Below are 15,948 nucleotides of genomic sequence, written 5' to 3'. Positions count from 1 at the left end.
GACGGCGCGGAGTGACCCGGCGCGATAACGGAAAGCCCGGGCGCCACCGCAACCTCCCCGCCCACCCAGGTCACGGCCACCCGGCCGTGTTCCCGGCCCGCCCGGCCAACTCGGCCGGATCGAGCCGGTGCGGGGTCACAACCCCGCGCGGCCGGCACGTGTCTGACCTATCAGGAGCAAGGCACTCCTAAGACCATAAGGGGGAAATATGAGGTTGAATCATTCCATTCTCGCCGGAACCGTGATGGCGGCCCTGGCAGTCGGCGCGACGGCCGCTGCGGCCGGCCCCGCCTCCGCAGCACCGAACACCACTGCACAGAAGGTCTGCGGAAGCAGCTACAAGACCGTCAATTCCGCGCCCGTCGGCTCGCAGGGCACCGTCTACCTGACCTACAACGCTTCCAACGGCAAGAACTGCGTCGCGACCATCCGCACCAACCCTGGCGCCGCACGCGACATGGGCGCGTGGATCTACGTCCCCGACACCGAGGAGTACGCCCAGGACGAGGGCGCGTACACGTCGTACGCCGGACCGGCCTACGTCCAGGGCAAAGCCCACTGCGTCGACTGGGGCGGCCACATCGACAACGTGTACGTCTACGTGACCGGCTCCAACTGCGCCGCACTGAAGGAACACCGGGTCACCACAGTCCGCTGACCCACGGAGCCCCGCCACGGTCCGGCCCACCCCCCTCAGCCGGGGACGGGCCGGACCCCACCTCCGATGCCCCACGCCTTCACCCGCGCCCGCGACCTCGACCTCGACCTCGACCTCGACCTCGACCTCATCATGGATATCCGCACCCAGGAAGTCTGCCGAGCCATCGGTCTGGCACCGCGCCGGGAGCCACCCGCGCTCGACGCAGCCTCGGCATACACGGTCCTGGACGACTTCACCAACGCCGGTCTCCGTGCCGCCTCCCTGGAAGGAAACAAACGACAACTAAGGTTTACATGAGCTTGCACGTTAACTAAAGTTGTCGCATGTCCTCATTCGAGATCACTCCCGAAGAACAGGCAGAGCTCGACAAGGCTCTCCACGACGCCCTCAACCCACTCGCCCGGGCTTTGCGTTCCCGCGCGTCGGGGCTGTCCGAGGATCACATGTGGGATGCGGACCCCGTCGAGGTGACGCTGTCCGTACTGGCCGGCTGGAAGGTGATCGACACGGAGGTCAAACGGCTGACGGCGATCGCGGCAGGCACCGCAGGGTCTTACGGCGCGAGCTACGAACAGATGGGCACCGTGTGGGGCATCACGCGCCAAGGCGCTCGCAAGAAGTGGCCCGAAGCCGTCAGCCGCCCGGTGACCACAGCGACGCGGACGAGCACCACACTCTCACTGTGCGGCGGAACGGCCGAACTGAAGCAGGAACCCTCGTCCGGCCGCTGGCGATGGAGCGGCACAGGCGCGGACGCAACGCAGGGAGCGGCCGACACCGACATCTGGTACGCAACGAAGGAGGAGGCCGCAGCCCACGCAGGGGCCTTCCTGAAGGAACATGCCCTGGCCGGGCCCAAGTAGCCGTTGCTGCCCCGATCTTGAGCAATGTCCGTCGAACGGGAATCCCGATCGGATGGTCGCGGGGTGCTCGGCGCATACGAGCAGGACCTCCTGAACAGCTCGTTGGTGTCGAATCGCCGAGCAACATCCGGTCTGGCACGCCCACCGGTGCTGATCAGGCCCTGTCACTCTCCTGCGACCTGATCCGCCGGACAGGCCCTCGCGCTGAGGCCCGGCCGACGCGCACACCGGCGAGCGCGCCACCATCCCCGGCAGTGTCCGCGCCGCCCATTCCGCCCTCACACCCCTCAACCCAATCCAGACATGAGCAAAGCGCTCCGAAGCCGTCTTTGAACTCTGGGTTTGAGATCTTGTGACGCACCCGGTCAGCGGCTCCGGGTGCGCCGGTGGGTCATGAGGGTGATCGCCGCCAGGGTGAACATCGTCAGGTCAGGGGCACAGGCCACTGTCGGAGTTGTAGTAGATGTCGATCGAACCGCTCCAGGTCATGCACAGGCCGGGCTGGGGCAGGTCCTTGTATACCGGGCCGGCGAAGGTCGTGTAGGAGCCGGCGTCCCTCGCCGGGGTGCTGCTGGTCGGCCAGGTGTCCAGGGTGACCTCCATGAACACGCGGGCACCGGGCTTGCTGCGCACCGTGACGGCGCACCACTTCTTGTCCGCGGAACTGTAGGCCACATAGGTGGTGGCGGCCTCAGTGGTCTGCGAGGACTTGATCGGTGTCGAGGTGAAGACCTCGTACCCCGTGCCGCATGCCCCGTTGTAAGCGCCCGCAGTGGCAGCCGAGGCCGGCGTGGTCGCGGCGAGCGTGCCGCCCAGGGCCAGGATGGCAAGGGCGCCAGCGGTAGCTGCCTTGTGGCGGATCGACTTCATGGTGTTCCCCCTGTTGGTGTCATGGCGGGACGGCCGGTCCTTGCCGTCCACGCAAAGTGAGACCGTGCAGACCCACCGACAGTTGTAGGCGTTCTTGTCGCGGTCCTGTCACCGGTGTCACAAGGGCTGTTACGACCACCCGAACCCAGGGCGCTAACGGCACGCGGACCACCACTGCAACCACACCGCGACAAGCCACTACGGCTGTGGCTGCCACTCACCCACCTGGCGGCCGAGGACACCAACGCGGCACCATCACACGGCGAGACTGACTCCACCATTGAGGACCAGGGCGAGACGCGGGAAAAGCACGTTGGCTGAGCTCACGCATCGCCCTGGCCTGCCGTTCGACCGCCTCCGTGATGTCCGGGTCGGTCAGACGGGGAGGGGTAGTCTGCGGGTGGGCAGCGAGAGCACGGTGATAGCCATCGCTGGCCAACTCCCGTCCATTCACTGGTCCCTTGAGCGCCGACGGGGTCTGAGGACGCCGTCGCCCGGCCCCGGCACGGAGCCGGGCACGAGGATCCGCAGGCCGCGCACGACCGTACGGCCGGCCGACACATTGGCGTCCGCAATGATCCGGGACTACTCCCAGCCGGACCCCTTCGTCATGGCTTTCCCGGCCGTACCTGAACCCGCGATACCGGACAGGACTGGCCCCACATCGTTGACGAGGCAACTCCGGCCCGAGTTGGCCCTGGCAGTGAGCTGCCCGGACTGCAAGTGGAAGGTGGGCTCGAACACCCGGCGGAGCCAACGCTATCCGGAATGCCGGGTCCGTCGAACAGCGGGAATGCCATCGTCGCCCAGGCCACCGACTCCCGGCACACGGTGAGCCGGCCTGAGTCGGCTTTATACCCGACCGCCACGACGTGCCCGGCGAGCTCGGGGGTGATGGCCTCCCACGCTCGCGCAGCGTGGCGCCGACGGCTGAGGAGGTCCCAGGTCTGCTCGGCACCGCCCGGCGGCTTAACTCCCCGTCACACATGATGCACCGTTATGGAAGGCTGCGGCCCGTGTACGAAGCCACCTGCCTGGACTGGGCCAGCCGCTACGACCTGCCCCGGTATGGCGTCTGCCGCTGTCTGGCTTTCCGTTCGTCGATGATCAGCTGTACCCGTTCGTCATGCGGGACCTTGCGCAATGCTCTGATACCGGTCTGGTCATCGGCAGCGCAGTTCTTGGTCGCGGGTGCGTGACAGCGCGGACAGTTCCGCTTGATCCAGAACCGGCAAGCTACCTGCTCGTGCAGCGGCCGTTTCTGCTTCGAGGCTCTGTGACAGCGTCCTGTTTGTTCCTCATGCGCTGCGCGGCGGCGACCCGCGCCTCAGCCAAGTGCCCTGCGGCGGGAGCTGGCTTGGAGAAGTCCGCGCGCTCCTTCCATCGGGCGATTTCTGCTGCTTGACCTGGTGTGACGCGGCTACCGGCTTCGTCTGCCGCCTCTACGAGAACCTCCACCAGGCCGCGCATCTCTTCGGTCATCACGCCAGGGTGGCGGCGGCTGAGGTTACCGAGGATCCCGCGTACCCGCTCGTGCGCGGCCCATGATCCTTCCCGGGCGTTCCGCTGGGCAGCGGCCTGTGCCTGCTGTTCTCGGGCGTAGGAGGTGAGGTGGTCGGCGGCCGTCTCGCTGAAGGCGTCCTCCGCCTGGGTGCGATCGTGGCTGGCGGTCGCGTTGATGCGGGCCAGGCGCCTGCGGACCTGGTCGCACACCCCGCTCTCGGCACGGCCGTCCAGCACCTCCTCCTGGACCACGCCGAGGTGGAGGCACGCCGCTCACGCACGATGCACGCGACCGGCGACTGCGTCACCGGCGGCACCCAGGACGCTCCGGCCGACCGGCCGGAGCCTGCGCTCGCCCCCGCTCTGATGGAAGCCTGCCTCCCCGCCCTTGTCTGCCGGAGATGGCCGGCCCGCCCAAGCCCAGCGTGACCTCTCGTCACCGCCTACAGCGCATCGCCCAACGCGTCCACGACAACCCAGGCCTCTGGGGGAACCGACGAAATGCTGCGCGTCAGGTGACGGAATGAGTCTGGCCGGTCAATCCGTCAACCGTGGCTGGCGGCGCAGAGCTGGTGGTCGATGAGCCTGTCCATCGCGTGGTCGGTGGCCAGCCCGTCCGGGGTGCCGTCGCCGCTGACCGCCACCACCACGGTGCGGTGCCCGTCGGGGGTGGAGCCGTCGCGAGTGGTGTAACCGGGCATGTCGCCGCCGTGGCCCCAGTAGCCGCCGCCGCAGGTCAGCGGGATCCACATGATGCCGAGGCCGTAGCGGGCACCGGGCCACTCCTCGGCCAGGGCCGGGGCTGGGACGGTTGACTGCATTTCGGCGAGTTGGTCCGGGCGAAGCAGCCTGCCGCCGATCAGCGCGGACCAGAAGCGGACCAGGTCACCCGCGGTGCTGGCGACCGCCCCGGCCGCCCCGGCCGCGGTCGGATTGAACGCCGTTGCGTCGATCGCCTCGCCCGAGCCGAAGTTGGAGTAGCCGTGCAGGTGCGGCCCCGGGACGCGCGGCGACGTGCCTGGCGCGAGGGTCCGGTGCAGGCCCAGCGGCGCGATGATCCGTTGCCCGACCTCGGCCTGCCAACTCCGCCCGGTGATCCGTTCGATGATCATCCCGACCAGAATGTAGTTGGTATTGGAATACTCCCACCTGGTTCCGGGTGCAAAATCCGGCGCATGGCGCATGGCGATGGCCACGAGCTGCCGACTGGTCCAGGTGGTGTACCGCTGGGCGAGAAAGTTCTCCTTGGTGTCCATCTCCGGGAAGTCCGACGTGTAGTTGAACAGTCCGCTGGTGTGCTGCAGCAGCTGCCGGACAGTGATCCGGGAGCCGTCGTTGCCGTTGCCGACAACCACCCCGGGCAGCCACCGCTCAACCGTGTCGTCAAGGGTGAGCTGCCCCTCGCCGACGAGTTGGAGGAGCACCGTGGCGGTGAATACCTTGGTCGCGCTGCCGATTCGGAACCGGTCGCCTGTCTCTACCGGCGTGCCCGCGGCGGTATCCGAGAGTCCGGCCGTGGCCTGCTCGCGCGCGTTCCGTCCGGCCAATTCGGCCAGCACCCCGACCGTCCCGGTCCGCTGCACCGAGTCCACCTGAGCACGCAGCCCTCCCGCCCCGAACGCCTCCGCCGGGCCCGAGGCCAACACGACTCCGGCCAGCACGGTGGCGGCCGACAGGGCGGCGGTTCGGCGGCAGGTCCGTACACGCATACCGAGTATCCCTCTGCGTCGGGGCATGATTCACCACGCTAGGACTCCCGTCCCGCCCCCACGATGGGGCTGACCCGCCGAAGCCCATGGGGCAAACCCCCCGGGTCCCCGCTGGTATGCCGATGACCAGGAACGATACGAAGGGTCACAGGGAATCTCCGTGCTTCGACGCGGGATCTCGACGCGACGCAAGCTGACTTTCAGCAGGTCAGCGAATTCCGTCGGTGGCCCTCTGGGACATCGCGGCCCAACAGCTGCACGAGGCCGCCGACGAGTGCGTACGGCGAGGCCGCCTCCTCACTCCGCCCCGCAACCCCAAGGACGACAGCCGCAACAAGACCATCACCGTGACCGAAGACCTCGCCCGGCTCAGCGCCAACCCCGCCCACCTGACCAAGGCCTGCGCCCTGCTCACCACGACGGTGGAAGCGCCCGCCGTCGTCTCCACACCGCCCGATGCCCGCCTCGCCCGCCTCGCCCGCATCACCGCAGGCACCGACCTCGACACCCCAGCCCGCCTCCTGGAGCGCAACTACCAGCACCACCGGGTCGCCGCGCTGCTCGCCCTCGCCGGCAACCCCCACACCCCGCACACCGCGGTCACCGGCACGCTCCCCGCGCTGCACCCGCTCGAACTCGCCTGAATCTGCCACCAGGACGACCTCCCCAACTGGCTGCGCACGGCCGCAGCCTCCCTCGCCCCGGCCGACGAAACCCAGGCCGTGCTCCGGCTGCTCACCGACGACGAACTCGATCAGCAGCCCGACCCGGCCGCCGTACTGCAGTCCTGGCTGGACGCCCCCGAGAGGGAGGGCGTGTGGACGGACCAGAAGGTTTACCGGGCTGTCCTCAACTCCCGTCACCACACTGTCGATCACCTGCGCCAGCTGCCCGCCGACGAAGTCCTCACCCACAGCAAACCCCACCTCGCCCTGCCCCACCTGCTCACCCAGTGCGCCACCGAGCCGGCACGCTGGAACACCCTGCTCACGGTCCTCGACTACGGCCCCACCGACAAGAAGATCACGTTCGGAGAGCTCCTCGACAGCGTCCAGAGCGCCTGCCCCACCCAACCACGCACGGCTTGACGGAGCATCAACGCCACCGAACGCGACGCGCTCGCCCAGCAGCTCGCCGACTGCCCGACCTGCCGATCACCGTCACCCTCGCCCTCGCCCGGTGAGACAGGTCCAGCTCGTCGCTACGGGGGGAAGCGCCGGGCCGGATGGCGCCACGGTCTCATACCGTCGCCCGGGCGCGCCGCCTCCGGCGGTAAGTTGCGCGTGCACCAGGCGAGTGGTAAGTCGATCGCCTGGCGCGGTGTCTCAGCCGAGGCCGAGGCGGCTGAGTGCGGTGGTTCAGTCGGTGATGATGGCCTTCTGCGCGGCGGCGAGGGCGACCTGAATAAATCCTAGCCAAGGGTGTACCTGTTGAACGATGTTCCAGATCTTGGGCCCATGCCCCAGCGGGTCACGATCAGTGCCGAACAGGCAGGGCGGCTCGTGGCCGAACAGTTCCCGCAATGGGCCGCACTGCCTGTGGTGGCTGTGGAGAACGGCGGCTGGGACAACCGGACCTTCCACTTGGGCGACAACATGTTGCTCCGCCTGCCCAGCGCGGAGGAGTACGCCTTGGCCGTGGAGAAGGAGCACCGTTGGCTACCCGAGCTGGCACCCGCTCTCCCGCTGCCGATCCCGGTGCCGCTGGCGAAGGGGAGCCCTGGTGCGACCTACCCGTTCGCGTGGTCGGTCTACGGGTGGATCGACGGCACGCCCGCGACGTTCGAGTCCGTTGTCGATCCGATCCGCTTCGCCGAGGGGCTGGCCAGCTTCATCGCCGCGTTGCAGAGCATCGATGCCTCGGAGGGGCCACAGCCTGGCAAGCACAACTGGTTTCGTGGAGCAACGCTGCGGACCTACGAGGCGCAGGTGCTCGGTGCGCTGGACGAGCTGCGCGGCCACATCGACGTCGCGCCGGCACGCGAGTTGTGGGCTCAGGCGCTCGAGTCGCAGTGGGACGGGGCCGATGTCTGGTTCCACGGCGACCTTGCCCAGGGAAACCTGCTCCTTGAGGGCGGACAGCTCGCCGCCGTCATTGACTTCGGTACGTGTGGTGTGGGGGACCCCGCTTGCGACCTCGCGATCGCGTGGACCTTGCTCTCTGCCGACGGCCGCGGCTTGTTCCGGAAGCGGCTCGGCGTCGACGATTCGACGTGGGTGCGCGGACGCGGCTGGGCGCTGTGGAAGACGCTCGTCTCGTGTGCCAACAGCCTCGGCGAGGTCGGCGCTGACGCCCGTAACGCGCGACGCGTGCTCTCAGAGATCCTTGCTGATCGAGGCTGCAACCAGCCCCGCGGCACCCGGTGTTCGTGATCGGACAACTCCAGCGGCAACGGCTTCGGACCAGGCACCGCCCCACTCAACAACCGCAAGCGAACTAACGACTCAGGACACTGGACGAGTAGTTCCGAAGACCTGTCGGGTTGCTGGTTCTGGCGCAGGACGATGGGAGGGTGTCGAGGTCTTCTCCGGCCGAGGCGCGGCGGCGTCAGCCAAATGCAGGGCTCGTGAGGTCAAGCATCAGCCGGTTTCCCCAGTCGTTGGTGAAGACGGCGCTCATGCCCTCGTAGCGCACGCTGAGGAATGGGTTGGAGTGGAACATCACGGCGACCCACTGCAACGAGCGGTCGGCGTGGAGACGCGCGAGGTAGCCGATGTTGCCCATCCCGCCGCCCCCGCCGGACATCCACACTGATCCGTCTGGTAGCGGGCTCTCGAAATAGGTGTCCACTCCGTCGATACCGTGCTTCTCAATGGCCTGGGCCACATCGAACGGTTCTCCGATACGGAAGGGAATCGGCTGGCCGGCATCTGGGTGGTACGCCCCCGGACCGTCAACATGCAGCTCCAAGCCAGAGTCGTCTGGCCGGTACAGCCCGTCACGGAGCGGCATCTCGCCGGCCTTCCAGAGTCCCTCGACGATTCCCATGGCCCGTCCCACCGTCAACCACTACGAGTCAGTTCCGAAGACTGGCTGCGCACAAGTACAGAAGGGTGTCCAAGATCCGGTTGTGATGACCGATCTGAACACCCTCTTGACCGCACTGTACGTGAAGATCGACGACGAGATCAGAGGAACGCGGTGGATGGGACGCCCACCTCTGCTCAGCGACTCCGAACTCGTGTGCCTCGCGGTGGCGCAGGCGCTCCTCGGCTACCACTCCGAGGCCCGCTGGCTGCGCTACGCCTGCAAGCAACTGTGCGGCACGTTCCCGTACCTGCCTCAGCGCGTGGGCTACAACAAACGCCTGCGTGCGGCATTGCCACTGGTCAAGCGTTTGGTCCGGGAGCTGGCCATGGACAGCGACTTCTGGACGGACACGGTGTGGGTCACCGATTCGACCCCGGTGCCGTGCGGCATGTCGCGCCCGACCGTCCAGCGTTCGGACCTTGCGGGCTGGGCCGGCTATGGCTACTGCGCGTCCCACTCCCGCTTCTTCTGGGGCCTGCGTCCGTACCTGGTGTGCATGCCGATCATGTGGGCGCTGGCCAACCCGAAGATCGGCGAGCGCGAGGTCCTGGCGGCGATGTTCGACATCGACGCCGAGCTGGTCGCCGAGCGCGAGGGCGTCCTGCTCATCTCGGACAAGGGTTTCGCCTCAAAACCGCTCGTGAACGAGTTCACCGAGCTTGGAGCAGAACTCCTGCGGCCCTCGCTCAAGCACGGGAAGAAGCGCTACGGCGAGCCGATGCTCAGGAAGGTCCGTCAGCTGATCGAGTCGGTCAACGTCACCCTCAAAGGGCAGCTCGACCTGGAACGACACGGCGGGCGGACCTTCGAGGGCGTCGCGATGCGGGTCGCCCAACGCGTCCTGGCGATGGCCGCCGGTATCTGGCACAACAACCGGATCGGCGCGCCAGTCACCCGCTCGCTGATCGCCTACGACCACGGATCACATTGGATCTACTCGTCCAGGAGAGGGGATCTCCCGGGAGACCGCAAGGTTCAGGCGGCGGCGCCGAGTTCGGCGCGAGTGCGGTGGATGAACTCGCGGACGGCCGGTTCGCGCCGCCAGGGGACGAGGGTGGCGTTGAACTCGCGCACGTAGTCCTTGGCCTGGGAGGACTGGACGCGGGCGAGGATGTCGACGGACCGGTCGCCGAGTGCGAGGCCTTGGTCGAGGTCTCGGGCCTGAAGGTGGGCGGTTGCGACGATGGCGAGCCGCATGCCGACGGAGCGGGTGAATACGCCGGTCGGCATCGCTGCGGCCTGTTTGTTCCAGCCGAGGGCGGCCTTGGGGTTCTTCAGGTACCGGAAGACTTCGGCAGCGTCCGCCGAGAGGCGGGCGTGGTGACAGAAGTCGATCCACGCGGATTCGTCGCCGGTGTCGTCCTTCGCGTGATCCAGGAGATCCTCGGAGGCTTTCAGGGCCTGGGAGGCGGCCCGGGGGCTGTTCTCGCGTGCGTGCGCGCGGGCTTCGATGAGCTTGGTGAACGCCAGTACGCGTGGCACGGCCCGTCCCCTGGCCCGTTCGAAGGCACCCTGGGCCATGTCCACGGCCTCGGACGCGAAGCCGCGCGTGAGCGACTGCATGGCCATGGTGGTCAGCACGTAGCAGCCCAGCTGCACGTCTCCGCCCGCGCGGGCGAGGCGGCGTGCCTGGATGAAGTGCCGCTGGGCGGCATCGTGCCGGCCGACGTCGAAAGCCGTCCAACCGGCCATTGTCTAGATCTCTGGGCACAACACCCAGGTGAACGCACTATGCAGCTGCCAGGAACGTAGGGCACGCCGATGCGATGGACTACTGGAAACGGACGTTGGTCATCCGCAGGTGAACAACGGGGTCAACGCCGACTCGTGGCTGGGGTCTCGTCCAACTGGGGCCTTCGGCCGTACAGCGCCACGAGGTGGCGGGCCAGGGCGAGTACGGCGAGCAACGCCACAAGCGCACACACGCCCCGCCACCCGGCCTGGCCGTAGGCGCGTACGCCGAGCCAGGAACCCGCGCTGCCGCCCAGGTAGGCGCAGGTCATGTAGGCGGTGTTGAGCCTGCTGCGGGCGTCGGGGCGCAGGGCGAAGACCCGGGCCTGGTTGGCGACCATGCCGGACTGCATTGCGACGTCGAGTAGCAGCGTGCCGAGAATCAGGGCGGTCAGACCCAGTGCTCCGCCCCGGGCCCCCGCGGTGAGGACTGCGGCTGAGACCAGGATCCCGAGCATGCAGACGAGGTTCACCGGATCGGGCCCCCTGCGGTCCACCAGGCGTCCGGCGAACGGAGTCCACAGCATGGTCGCCGCGCCGACCAGGGCAAGCATCCCCACCGCCTGGGCGCCCAGACCGTAGGCCGGGCCGGTAAGAAGGAACGCCAGACAGGTCCAGACGGCCGAGAACCCGGCGAAGACCGTTGCCTGGTAGAGGCAGGAGCGGCGCAGATCCGGCTCGGTGCGGAGCAGGCGCAGAGACTCAGCCAGGAGTGCCGGGTACGGCTGGCGCGACGGCGGAGTCATGTCCGGCAGCGTGTAGGCCAGGACGGTCGCGAGGAGCAGGACCAGGACTGAGGCCACCAAGTACGGGGCGCGCCACCCCAACCATTCGCCGAGCGTCCCGCTGAAGGTGCGGGCCAGCAGCATGCCGCCGATTGACCCACTCAGCAAGGTGCCCATCACCGCTCCGCGGCGGTCGGCGGCCACCAGCCCGGCCGCCAGCGGAGCAACGACTTGGGCGGCCACGGTGGTGACGCCGACAAGCGCGCTGGCAGCGACGAGGGGCGGCAGGGCCGGAGCGCAGCCTGCGGCGAGCAGGCCCACGCCTGTAACGGCGAGCAGGGTGACGAGGAAGGAACGGTAGGGAAGCCGGTCGCCGAGCGGCACCAGCAGAAAGATCCCGGCCGTGTAGCCGACCTGGGTGGTGGTCACCACCAGGGCGGCGGAATCGGGCGACTCGCGCAGTCCGGCGGCGACCAGCGGGCTGATCGCCTGCGGGAAGTAGATGTTGCCCACGCCGACGGCGCAGGTTACGGCCAGGATCAGGGCCAACCGGCGGCTCATCTTCAGTCCACCGGCCCGCCTGCGACGTAGACGACCTGGCCGGAGACGAACCCCGCCCCGGGACTCGCGAGGAAGGACGCGGTATGCGCGATGTCCTCCGGTTGGCCGACCCGGCCGACCGGTATGGACTGCGCGGCGAGGCGTTGGTGCTCTTCGAAGGCGCGGCCTCGTCGCCGGGCGGAGGTCCGGGTCATGTCGCTCACGATGAAGCCGGGGGCGATGGCGTTGGCGGTAACGCCTTGTCGTCCGAGTTGGAGGGCGAGCGTCTTGGTGAAGCCGATGAGACCGGCCTTTGCACTGGCGTAGTCGGCGCGACCGGAATCGCCGAGCGCAGAGATGCTCGACATGTTGATGATCCGGCCCCAGCCGGCCGCCATCATGTGCGGGCTCACGGCCCGTGTGAGGAAGAACGCCCCCCGCAGGCTGACCCCCGTGACCGCGTCCCACTGCTGCGTGGTCATCTCCGCGACGCCGACGTCAGGGCCGCCGATGCCGGCGTTGTTGACCAGCACGGTCGGTGACCCCAACTCGGCTGCGATCTGGGCGACGGCAGCAGTCACAGCCGTCTCGTCAGCGACGTCGGCGGCGACCGCTACCGCTGTCCCGCCGTTGCTCGTGATGGCTTTCACGGTACCGGCGCACTCTGCCTCGTAAAGATCGACCACTCCGACTGCCAAACCGTCTCGCGCAAGTCGCTTGGCCACAGCGGCGCCGATGCCGCGTGCCGCTCCGGTGACGATCGCTACGCGCTGGGCATGAGCTGTATGTGTCATGCGTGGAAGTTCACGGCACCCCCACTCCGCTGCCAATCGATGTAGCTTATGGCTTAATGATCAGCTTTGAGCTCGGCGTCGAGGACCTCGCGGACACGCGGTTCGCCGTCTCGCCCCTGCACGAGACCGTGCTCAGCCTGCGGGTGCTGCGCGAGCCGGGACTGTCCGCGCTGCACCTCCCGTGGCGCAGGTCCGTACTCGGCAGACTCAGCGCGCTCGACACCGACCTGCTGATGTCCCTGGTCGCGGCGAGGCGCACCCTTCCCGACTTCCTGACGCCGCGGCCTGCAAGCTTCGCCCCTGCCTTCGAAGAAGAACTGGCCGTCGTCCGCCAGACCTCCCCCGATCTGGTCCGCCGCGATCTGCTGGCCACGCACGCGCCGGACTGGCTCCCCAGTGCTCTGCACGCTGCCACCACTACCGACAACGCGCCCGTCGTCAGACTCCGCGACGCCCTCTGCGAGCTCCTGCGGCAGTACTGGGAGGCCGCCATCAAGCCGATGTGGCCGCAAATACAGCTGCTGCTGGAAGCCGACATGACCTACCGTGCGCGGCAACTGGCCATGGGAGGCGCCCGCCTGCTGTTCGCCGACATGCATCCGAATCTGCGATGGCACAACGGCGTGCTATACATCGGCCAGATGATCGGCGGGCACCGCGTCGCGGCGTCCGGCCGAGGGCTGCTACTCGTACCGTCCGTGTTCGCTCACAAGCCCGCGCCTCCTGTCAGCCCGGAGGAACCACCGATGCTGGCCTACCCCAGTCGCGGAGTGGCGACGCTCTGGGTCCCGGCGCCCATCGCTGACGCGACTGCTCTCGTGTCCCTTCTGGGTGCGCCCAGATCGAGGCTGCTCAGCCTCCTCGATGAGCCGCTGCCCACAGTCGAGATCGCCCGCCGCCTCAGGGTCACCCCGAGCGCCGTGTCCCAGCACTTGCGCGTGCTCTACGCCACCGGCCTCGTCACCCGGGCTCGTGCCGGACGGCAGGTCCTATACCGCCGCAGCCCCCTCGGCGACCAGCTGACCGGCCAGCGTCAGTCCCGCTGAGCCCGATGAAGCGAGGACCAGCTGTTCGCTGATCCGTCAGCCCACCTCGGCGTATGTGGCGCGTGTTCGGCGGTCGTCAGGAGCGGTTCTCGTCACGGATCATGCGACGCAGGCTGGTGCGGGTGGCTGCGAGGTCGTTCTCCAACGATGCGATCCGAGACGTGAGTTGTTCTGCTTCGGCGCGCATTTGGGTCGCGGAGCGTTCGAGTCGACGGTTTGCTTCGGTGAGTTCGGCGATGCGCTCTGTCAGCCGGCGGTTGCTGACTTGGTCGAGTTGCAGGTCTACGGTCCTGCTCCCGCGCCCCGGGATTCCGGACGCGTCAGCGGCAACCTCCACCGGCCGAAGCGATACCACCGCGGACTGCAACGAGTCTTCTACACATCCGCTCTCATCAGCATCCGCAGCTGCGCGGAATCCCGCCGGTTCTACGATCGCAAGAGAGCGGAAGGAAAGCGGCACACCCAAGCCGTGCCGGCCCTCGCTCGCCGCCGCGTCAACGTCCTGTGGGCGCTTCTGCCTGACAGACGGTGCTACGAAGCCCTACCACCCGTCACCACAGCGGCTTGACAACAACATTGGGAAGTGTCCTACATGGTCTGAATCGGTGACCAGGTCAGGCGCGGCCGCGCGGTCGACGTCGGAAGGTGCCGTCCGGCGTGTGAAGTGGAATCGCCAGGCGCGTGCTCCGTCGGCCTGGGGCCGGCCCTCCATGCTCTCCACCTCCCATGGACGAGACGTGACGGGCGTCGCGGCCACGTGCCGCAGCGGCCGCTCAGAGGTGGCCGTCCAGGAACTTCCGTACCTCGGTGATGGTCATGAGCCCCGTGCCGTTCGCCACCGCCTCTCCCTCCTTCAGCAGGACGTAGGACGGGGCTCCGGTGATCCCGTATCGCTCGGTCGCAGCCGGACAACGCGTGATGTCGGCGCGGACGGCCATCAGGCGGCCCGCGTAGTCGTCGGCGATGCCACCCACGACGAGGTCCATCACCCGGCAGGGCTCGATTGCCTTGGGCCATGTCCCGGTGAAGTATGCGAGGACCGGAACTCCGCTCATCTTGAGGATGAAATTGAACTCCGCGTCCTCACGGGGTCGGTGAAGCCGCTTCGCCATGGGAGCTCCTGACCTCGCATTCCGTCATTCCATCCCCATCATCCCCCGCGCGGTGTGCCAGGCCGGCTCGGTCGGTCCTCCGGTTGACCTGTCGGAAGGGAGGCACGAGGCCGTCGCAGAACCACGATGGTCCCCGGCGCGAGCGGCCCGCCCCCCGTTCCTGGTGACCCGGCCCGGCCGCCCCGCCGGTCCCCCGGCTGCAGCCCGCCGCGCGCCCGTGGGTCAGCTCGTGCCAGGGAAGCGCCCTCCACGACGACAAGAAAGCTGTTTTCCAGGGCATAGCGGAACAGAACACTGATCAGATGCTCGATGAGCGCGTCGACGAGCGGGCCGCTGCGCATCGTCCACCGGATCCAGTCCAGCCGTATCCGCCACCGCGCTTCTCAGAGACAGCGCCCCCGACGGGCTTCGCGAGGCCTTGTCCGGTCTTCACCTCAACCCCAGCTCTCAGCCGGCTGAGACCGCTCGCCCCCGGGCCGCATGAGCCAGCTGATGGCACGAGGACGAGGCACGATTCCTGGACCGCTCGCGGACGCGCTCGTGGACGGTCGAAGTACGCGTCAGCTGCTCCGAAGACCGACCGCCAGCGTCAGTTCAAGGACCCGGTGTGGCGATGCGAGATCCGGAAACAGCTCCCTCAGTTGCGACATCCGGTACCGGACCGTCTGGGGATGGACGAACAACGCCGCCGCCACCTCATCCCGCCTGCCCTGGTGCAGCAGCCACTCCCGCAACGTCTCCTCCAGCCGCCGCGCGGTCGCGACAGGTAAGGTCCGCAACGGTGCGAGGGCTCGGGCACGCAGGTCCGCAAACGCGTCCGCGTCGGCGCTCAGCACCAGCTCGGGCAGGTGGTCCTCGGTGTCGCGGATATCGGAGGAGAGGGAGCGCGCGCGTACGGCTCGGGCGTACGAGGCGGACGCACGAGTCCATGGCCGGGCCGGGCCGACCACGGCGGTGCGGTCGGTCAGCTGCCGCAGGAGATGCGACCGGTCGGCATCGGGGACGAGCAGCACACCGGCGGCGTCCGGCAGATCGTCGAGGACGAGGGTGCTCGGGTCGAGCGCGCGGTAGGCGGGCCGGGCCTGGGCTGCGGGCAGCAGGACCGTGGTCAGCGAAACCGGAGGCTGCCACCCGGCCCGTTGAGCAGAGGCCAGCAGCACGTCCGGGCTCGCGCCGGCGAGGAGGTCGCGGGCCAGGTGTTCCAGGTGGCGCTCGTGGTCCCGGCCCCGGGCGGTCAGTTCGTCGGCGTGGCCCGCGGCGCTCGCGGCGGAGAGCTCGTCGATGTAGGCGAAGGTCAGCTCGGCGAACTTGGCGACCTCGGCGGCGGGCAGACCCGCGGGTACGGCACCCGCCGCCAGGCATCG

16 protein-coding genes and 2 pseudogenes are annotated in these 15,948 nt (G+C 68.4%); 9 read left to right on the top strand and 9 right to left on the bottom strand.

Annotation, left to right across the window (positions count from 1 at the left end):
* The first annotated feature begins 208 nt into the window (after positions 1–208).
* The 3 genes from R6V09_RS26445 (at position 209) to R6V09_RS26435 (ending at position 1,524) form a co-directional block, all read left to right on the top strand.
* Complete coding sequence (locus R6V09_RS26445) at positions 209–658, top strand: spore-associated protein (protein WP_317883924.1); 450 nt, start codon at positions 209–211, stop codon at positions 656–658.
* Between the two features lie 66 nt (positions 659–724).
* Positions 725–958, top strand: a complete 234-nt coding sequence (locus R6V09_RS26440) for a hypothetical protein (protein WP_317883923.1) — start codon at positions 725–727, stop codon at positions 956–958.
* Between the two features lie 26 nt (positions 959–984).
* The gene (locus tag R6V09_RS26435; protein ID WP_317883922.1) at positions 985–1,524 is read left to right on the top strand and encodes a hypothetical protein; all 540 of its coding nucleotides are present in this window, start codon (positions 985–987) and stop codon (positions 1,522–1,524) included.
* 429 nt (positions 1,525–1,953) lie between these two features.
* Here the strand turns inward: R6V09_RS26435 and R6V09_RS26430 are convergent, their stop codons facing one another.
* The 3 genes from R6V09_RS26430 to R6V09_RS26420 form a co-directional block, all read right to left on the bottom strand.
* Entirely contained in the window at positions 1,954–2,394 is a 441-nt protein-coding gene (locus tag R6V09_RS26430; protein WP_317883921.1) for a hypothetical protein, read from the bottom strand.
* A 1,236-nt stretch (positions 2,395–3,630) separates the two neighbouring features.
* Positions 3,631–4,134, bottom strand: a complete 504-nt coding sequence (locus R6V09_RS26425) for a hypothetical protein (protein WP_317883920.1) — start codon at positions 4,132–4,134, stop codon at positions 3,631–3,633.
* Between the two features lie 308 nt (positions 4,135–4,442).
* Positions 4,443–5,606, bottom strand: a complete 1,164-nt coding sequence (locus R6V09_RS26420) for a serine hydrolase domain-containing protein (protein WP_317883919.1) — start codon at positions 5,604–5,606, stop codon at positions 4,443–4,445.
* Between the two features lie 224 nt (positions 5,607–5,830).
* On the opposite strand from R6V09_RS26420, the gene R6V09_RS26415 reads away from it, so the two are divergent.
* The 3 genes from R6V09_RS26415 (at position 5,831) to R6V09_RS26405 (ending at position 7,978) form a co-directional block, all read left to right on the top strand.
* Positions 5,831–6,250 (top strand): hypothetical protein, encoded by a 420-nt coding sequence (locus R6V09_RS26415; RefSeq protein WP_317883918.1) that lies wholly within the window; start codon positions 5,831–5,833, stop codon positions 6,248–6,250.
* A gap of 78 nt (positions 6,251–6,328) precedes the next feature.
* A complete protein-coding gene (locus R6V09_RS26410; protein WP_317883917.1) occupies positions 6,329–6,694 on the top strand; it encodes a hypothetical protein in 366 nt (121 codons plus the stop codon).
* Positions 6,695–7,063: 369 nt separating this feature from the next.
* Positions 7,064–7,978: an aminoglycoside phosphotransferase family protein gene (locus R6V09_RS26405; protein ID WP_317883916.1), complete on the top strand. Its 915-nt coding sequence runs from the start codon at positions 7,064–7,066 to the stop codon at positions 7,976–7,978.
* 175 nt (positions 7,979–8,153) lie between these two features.
* Here the strand turns inward: R6V09_RS26405 and R6V09_RS26400 are convergent, their stop codons facing one another.
* Positions 8,154–8,594: a hypothetical protein gene (locus R6V09_RS26400; RefSeq protein ID WP_317883915.1), complete on the bottom strand. Its 441-nt coding sequence runs from the start codon at positions 8,592–8,594 to the stop codon at positions 8,154–8,156.
* 82 nt (positions 8,595–8,676) lie between these two features.
* On the opposite strand from R6V09_RS26400, the pseudogene R6V09_RS26395 reads away from it, so the two are divergent.
* Positions 8,677–9,555, top strand: a pseudogene (locus R6V09_RS26395) (IS982 family transposase); the annotation flags it as partial.
* Positions 9,556–9,611: 56 nt separating this feature from the next.
* Here R6V09_RS26395 and R6V09_RS26390 read toward each other — a convergent pair.
* From R6V09_RS26390 to fabG, 3 genes are all read right to left on the bottom strand, one after another.
* Positions 9,612–10,328, bottom strand: a complete 717-nt coding sequence (locus tag R6V09_RS26390; RefSeq protein ID WP_317883914.1) for a hypothetical protein — start codon at positions 10,326–10,328, stop codon at positions 9,612–9,614.
* A 122-nt stretch (positions 10,329–10,450) separates the two neighbouring features.
* A complete protein-coding gene (locus R6V09_RS26385; protein WP_317883913.1) occupies positions 10,451–11,653 on the bottom strand; it encodes an MFS transporter in 1,203 nt (400 codons plus the stop codon).
* A 2-nt stretch (positions 11,654–11,655) separates the two neighbouring features.
* Positions 11,656–12,426 carry a 3-oxoacyl-ACP reductase FabG gene (gene fabG, locus R6V09_RS26380; protein ID WP_317883912.1) on the bottom strand — a complete coding sequence of 257 codons (771 nt, stop codon included), beginning with the start codon at positions 12,424–12,426 and terminating at the stop codon, positions 11,656–11,658.
* A gap of 56 nt (positions 12,427–12,482) precedes the next feature.
* Here fabG and R6V09_RS26375 point away from each other — a divergent pair, with 56 nt between their 5' ends.
* Together R6V09_RS26375 and R6V09_RS26370 are read left to right on the top strand one after the other, a co-directional pair.
* Complete coding sequence (locus R6V09_RS26375; RefSeq protein ID WP_317883911.1) at positions 12,483–13,472, top strand: ArsR/SmtB family transcription factor; 990 nt, start codon at positions 12,483–12,485, stop codon at positions 13,470–13,472.
* 286 nt (positions 13,473–13,758) lie between these two features.
* A pseudogene (locus R6V09_RS26370) lies at positions 13,759–14,040 on the top strand (IS110 family transposase); the annotation flags it as partial.
* 205 nt (positions 14,041–14,245) lie between these two features.
* Here the strand turns inward: R6V09_RS26370 and R6V09_RS26365 are convergent.
* Both R6V09_RS26365 and R6V09_RS26360 read right to left on the bottom strand, forming a co-directional pair.
* Complete coding sequence (locus R6V09_RS26365) at positions 14,246–14,584, bottom strand: thioredoxin family protein (RefSeq protein WP_317883910.1); 339 nt, start codon at positions 14,582–14,584, stop codon at positions 14,246–14,248.
* A gap of 560 nt (positions 14,585–15,144) precedes the next feature.
* Positions 15,145–15,948, bottom strand: an 804-nt coding sequence (locus tag R6V09_RS26360) for a PucR family transcriptional regulator (protein ID WP_317883909.1), incomplete at its 5' end; no start/stop codon positions are given.

Source organism: Streptomyces sp. W16, from assembly GCF_033194735.1.
GTDB lineage: Bacteria > Actinomycetota > Actinomycetes > Streptomycetales > Streptomycetaceae > Streptomyces.
The sequence above is the reverse complement of the archived record's forward strand: the minus strand, read 5'-3'. Positions and strand labels throughout refer to the sequence as shown.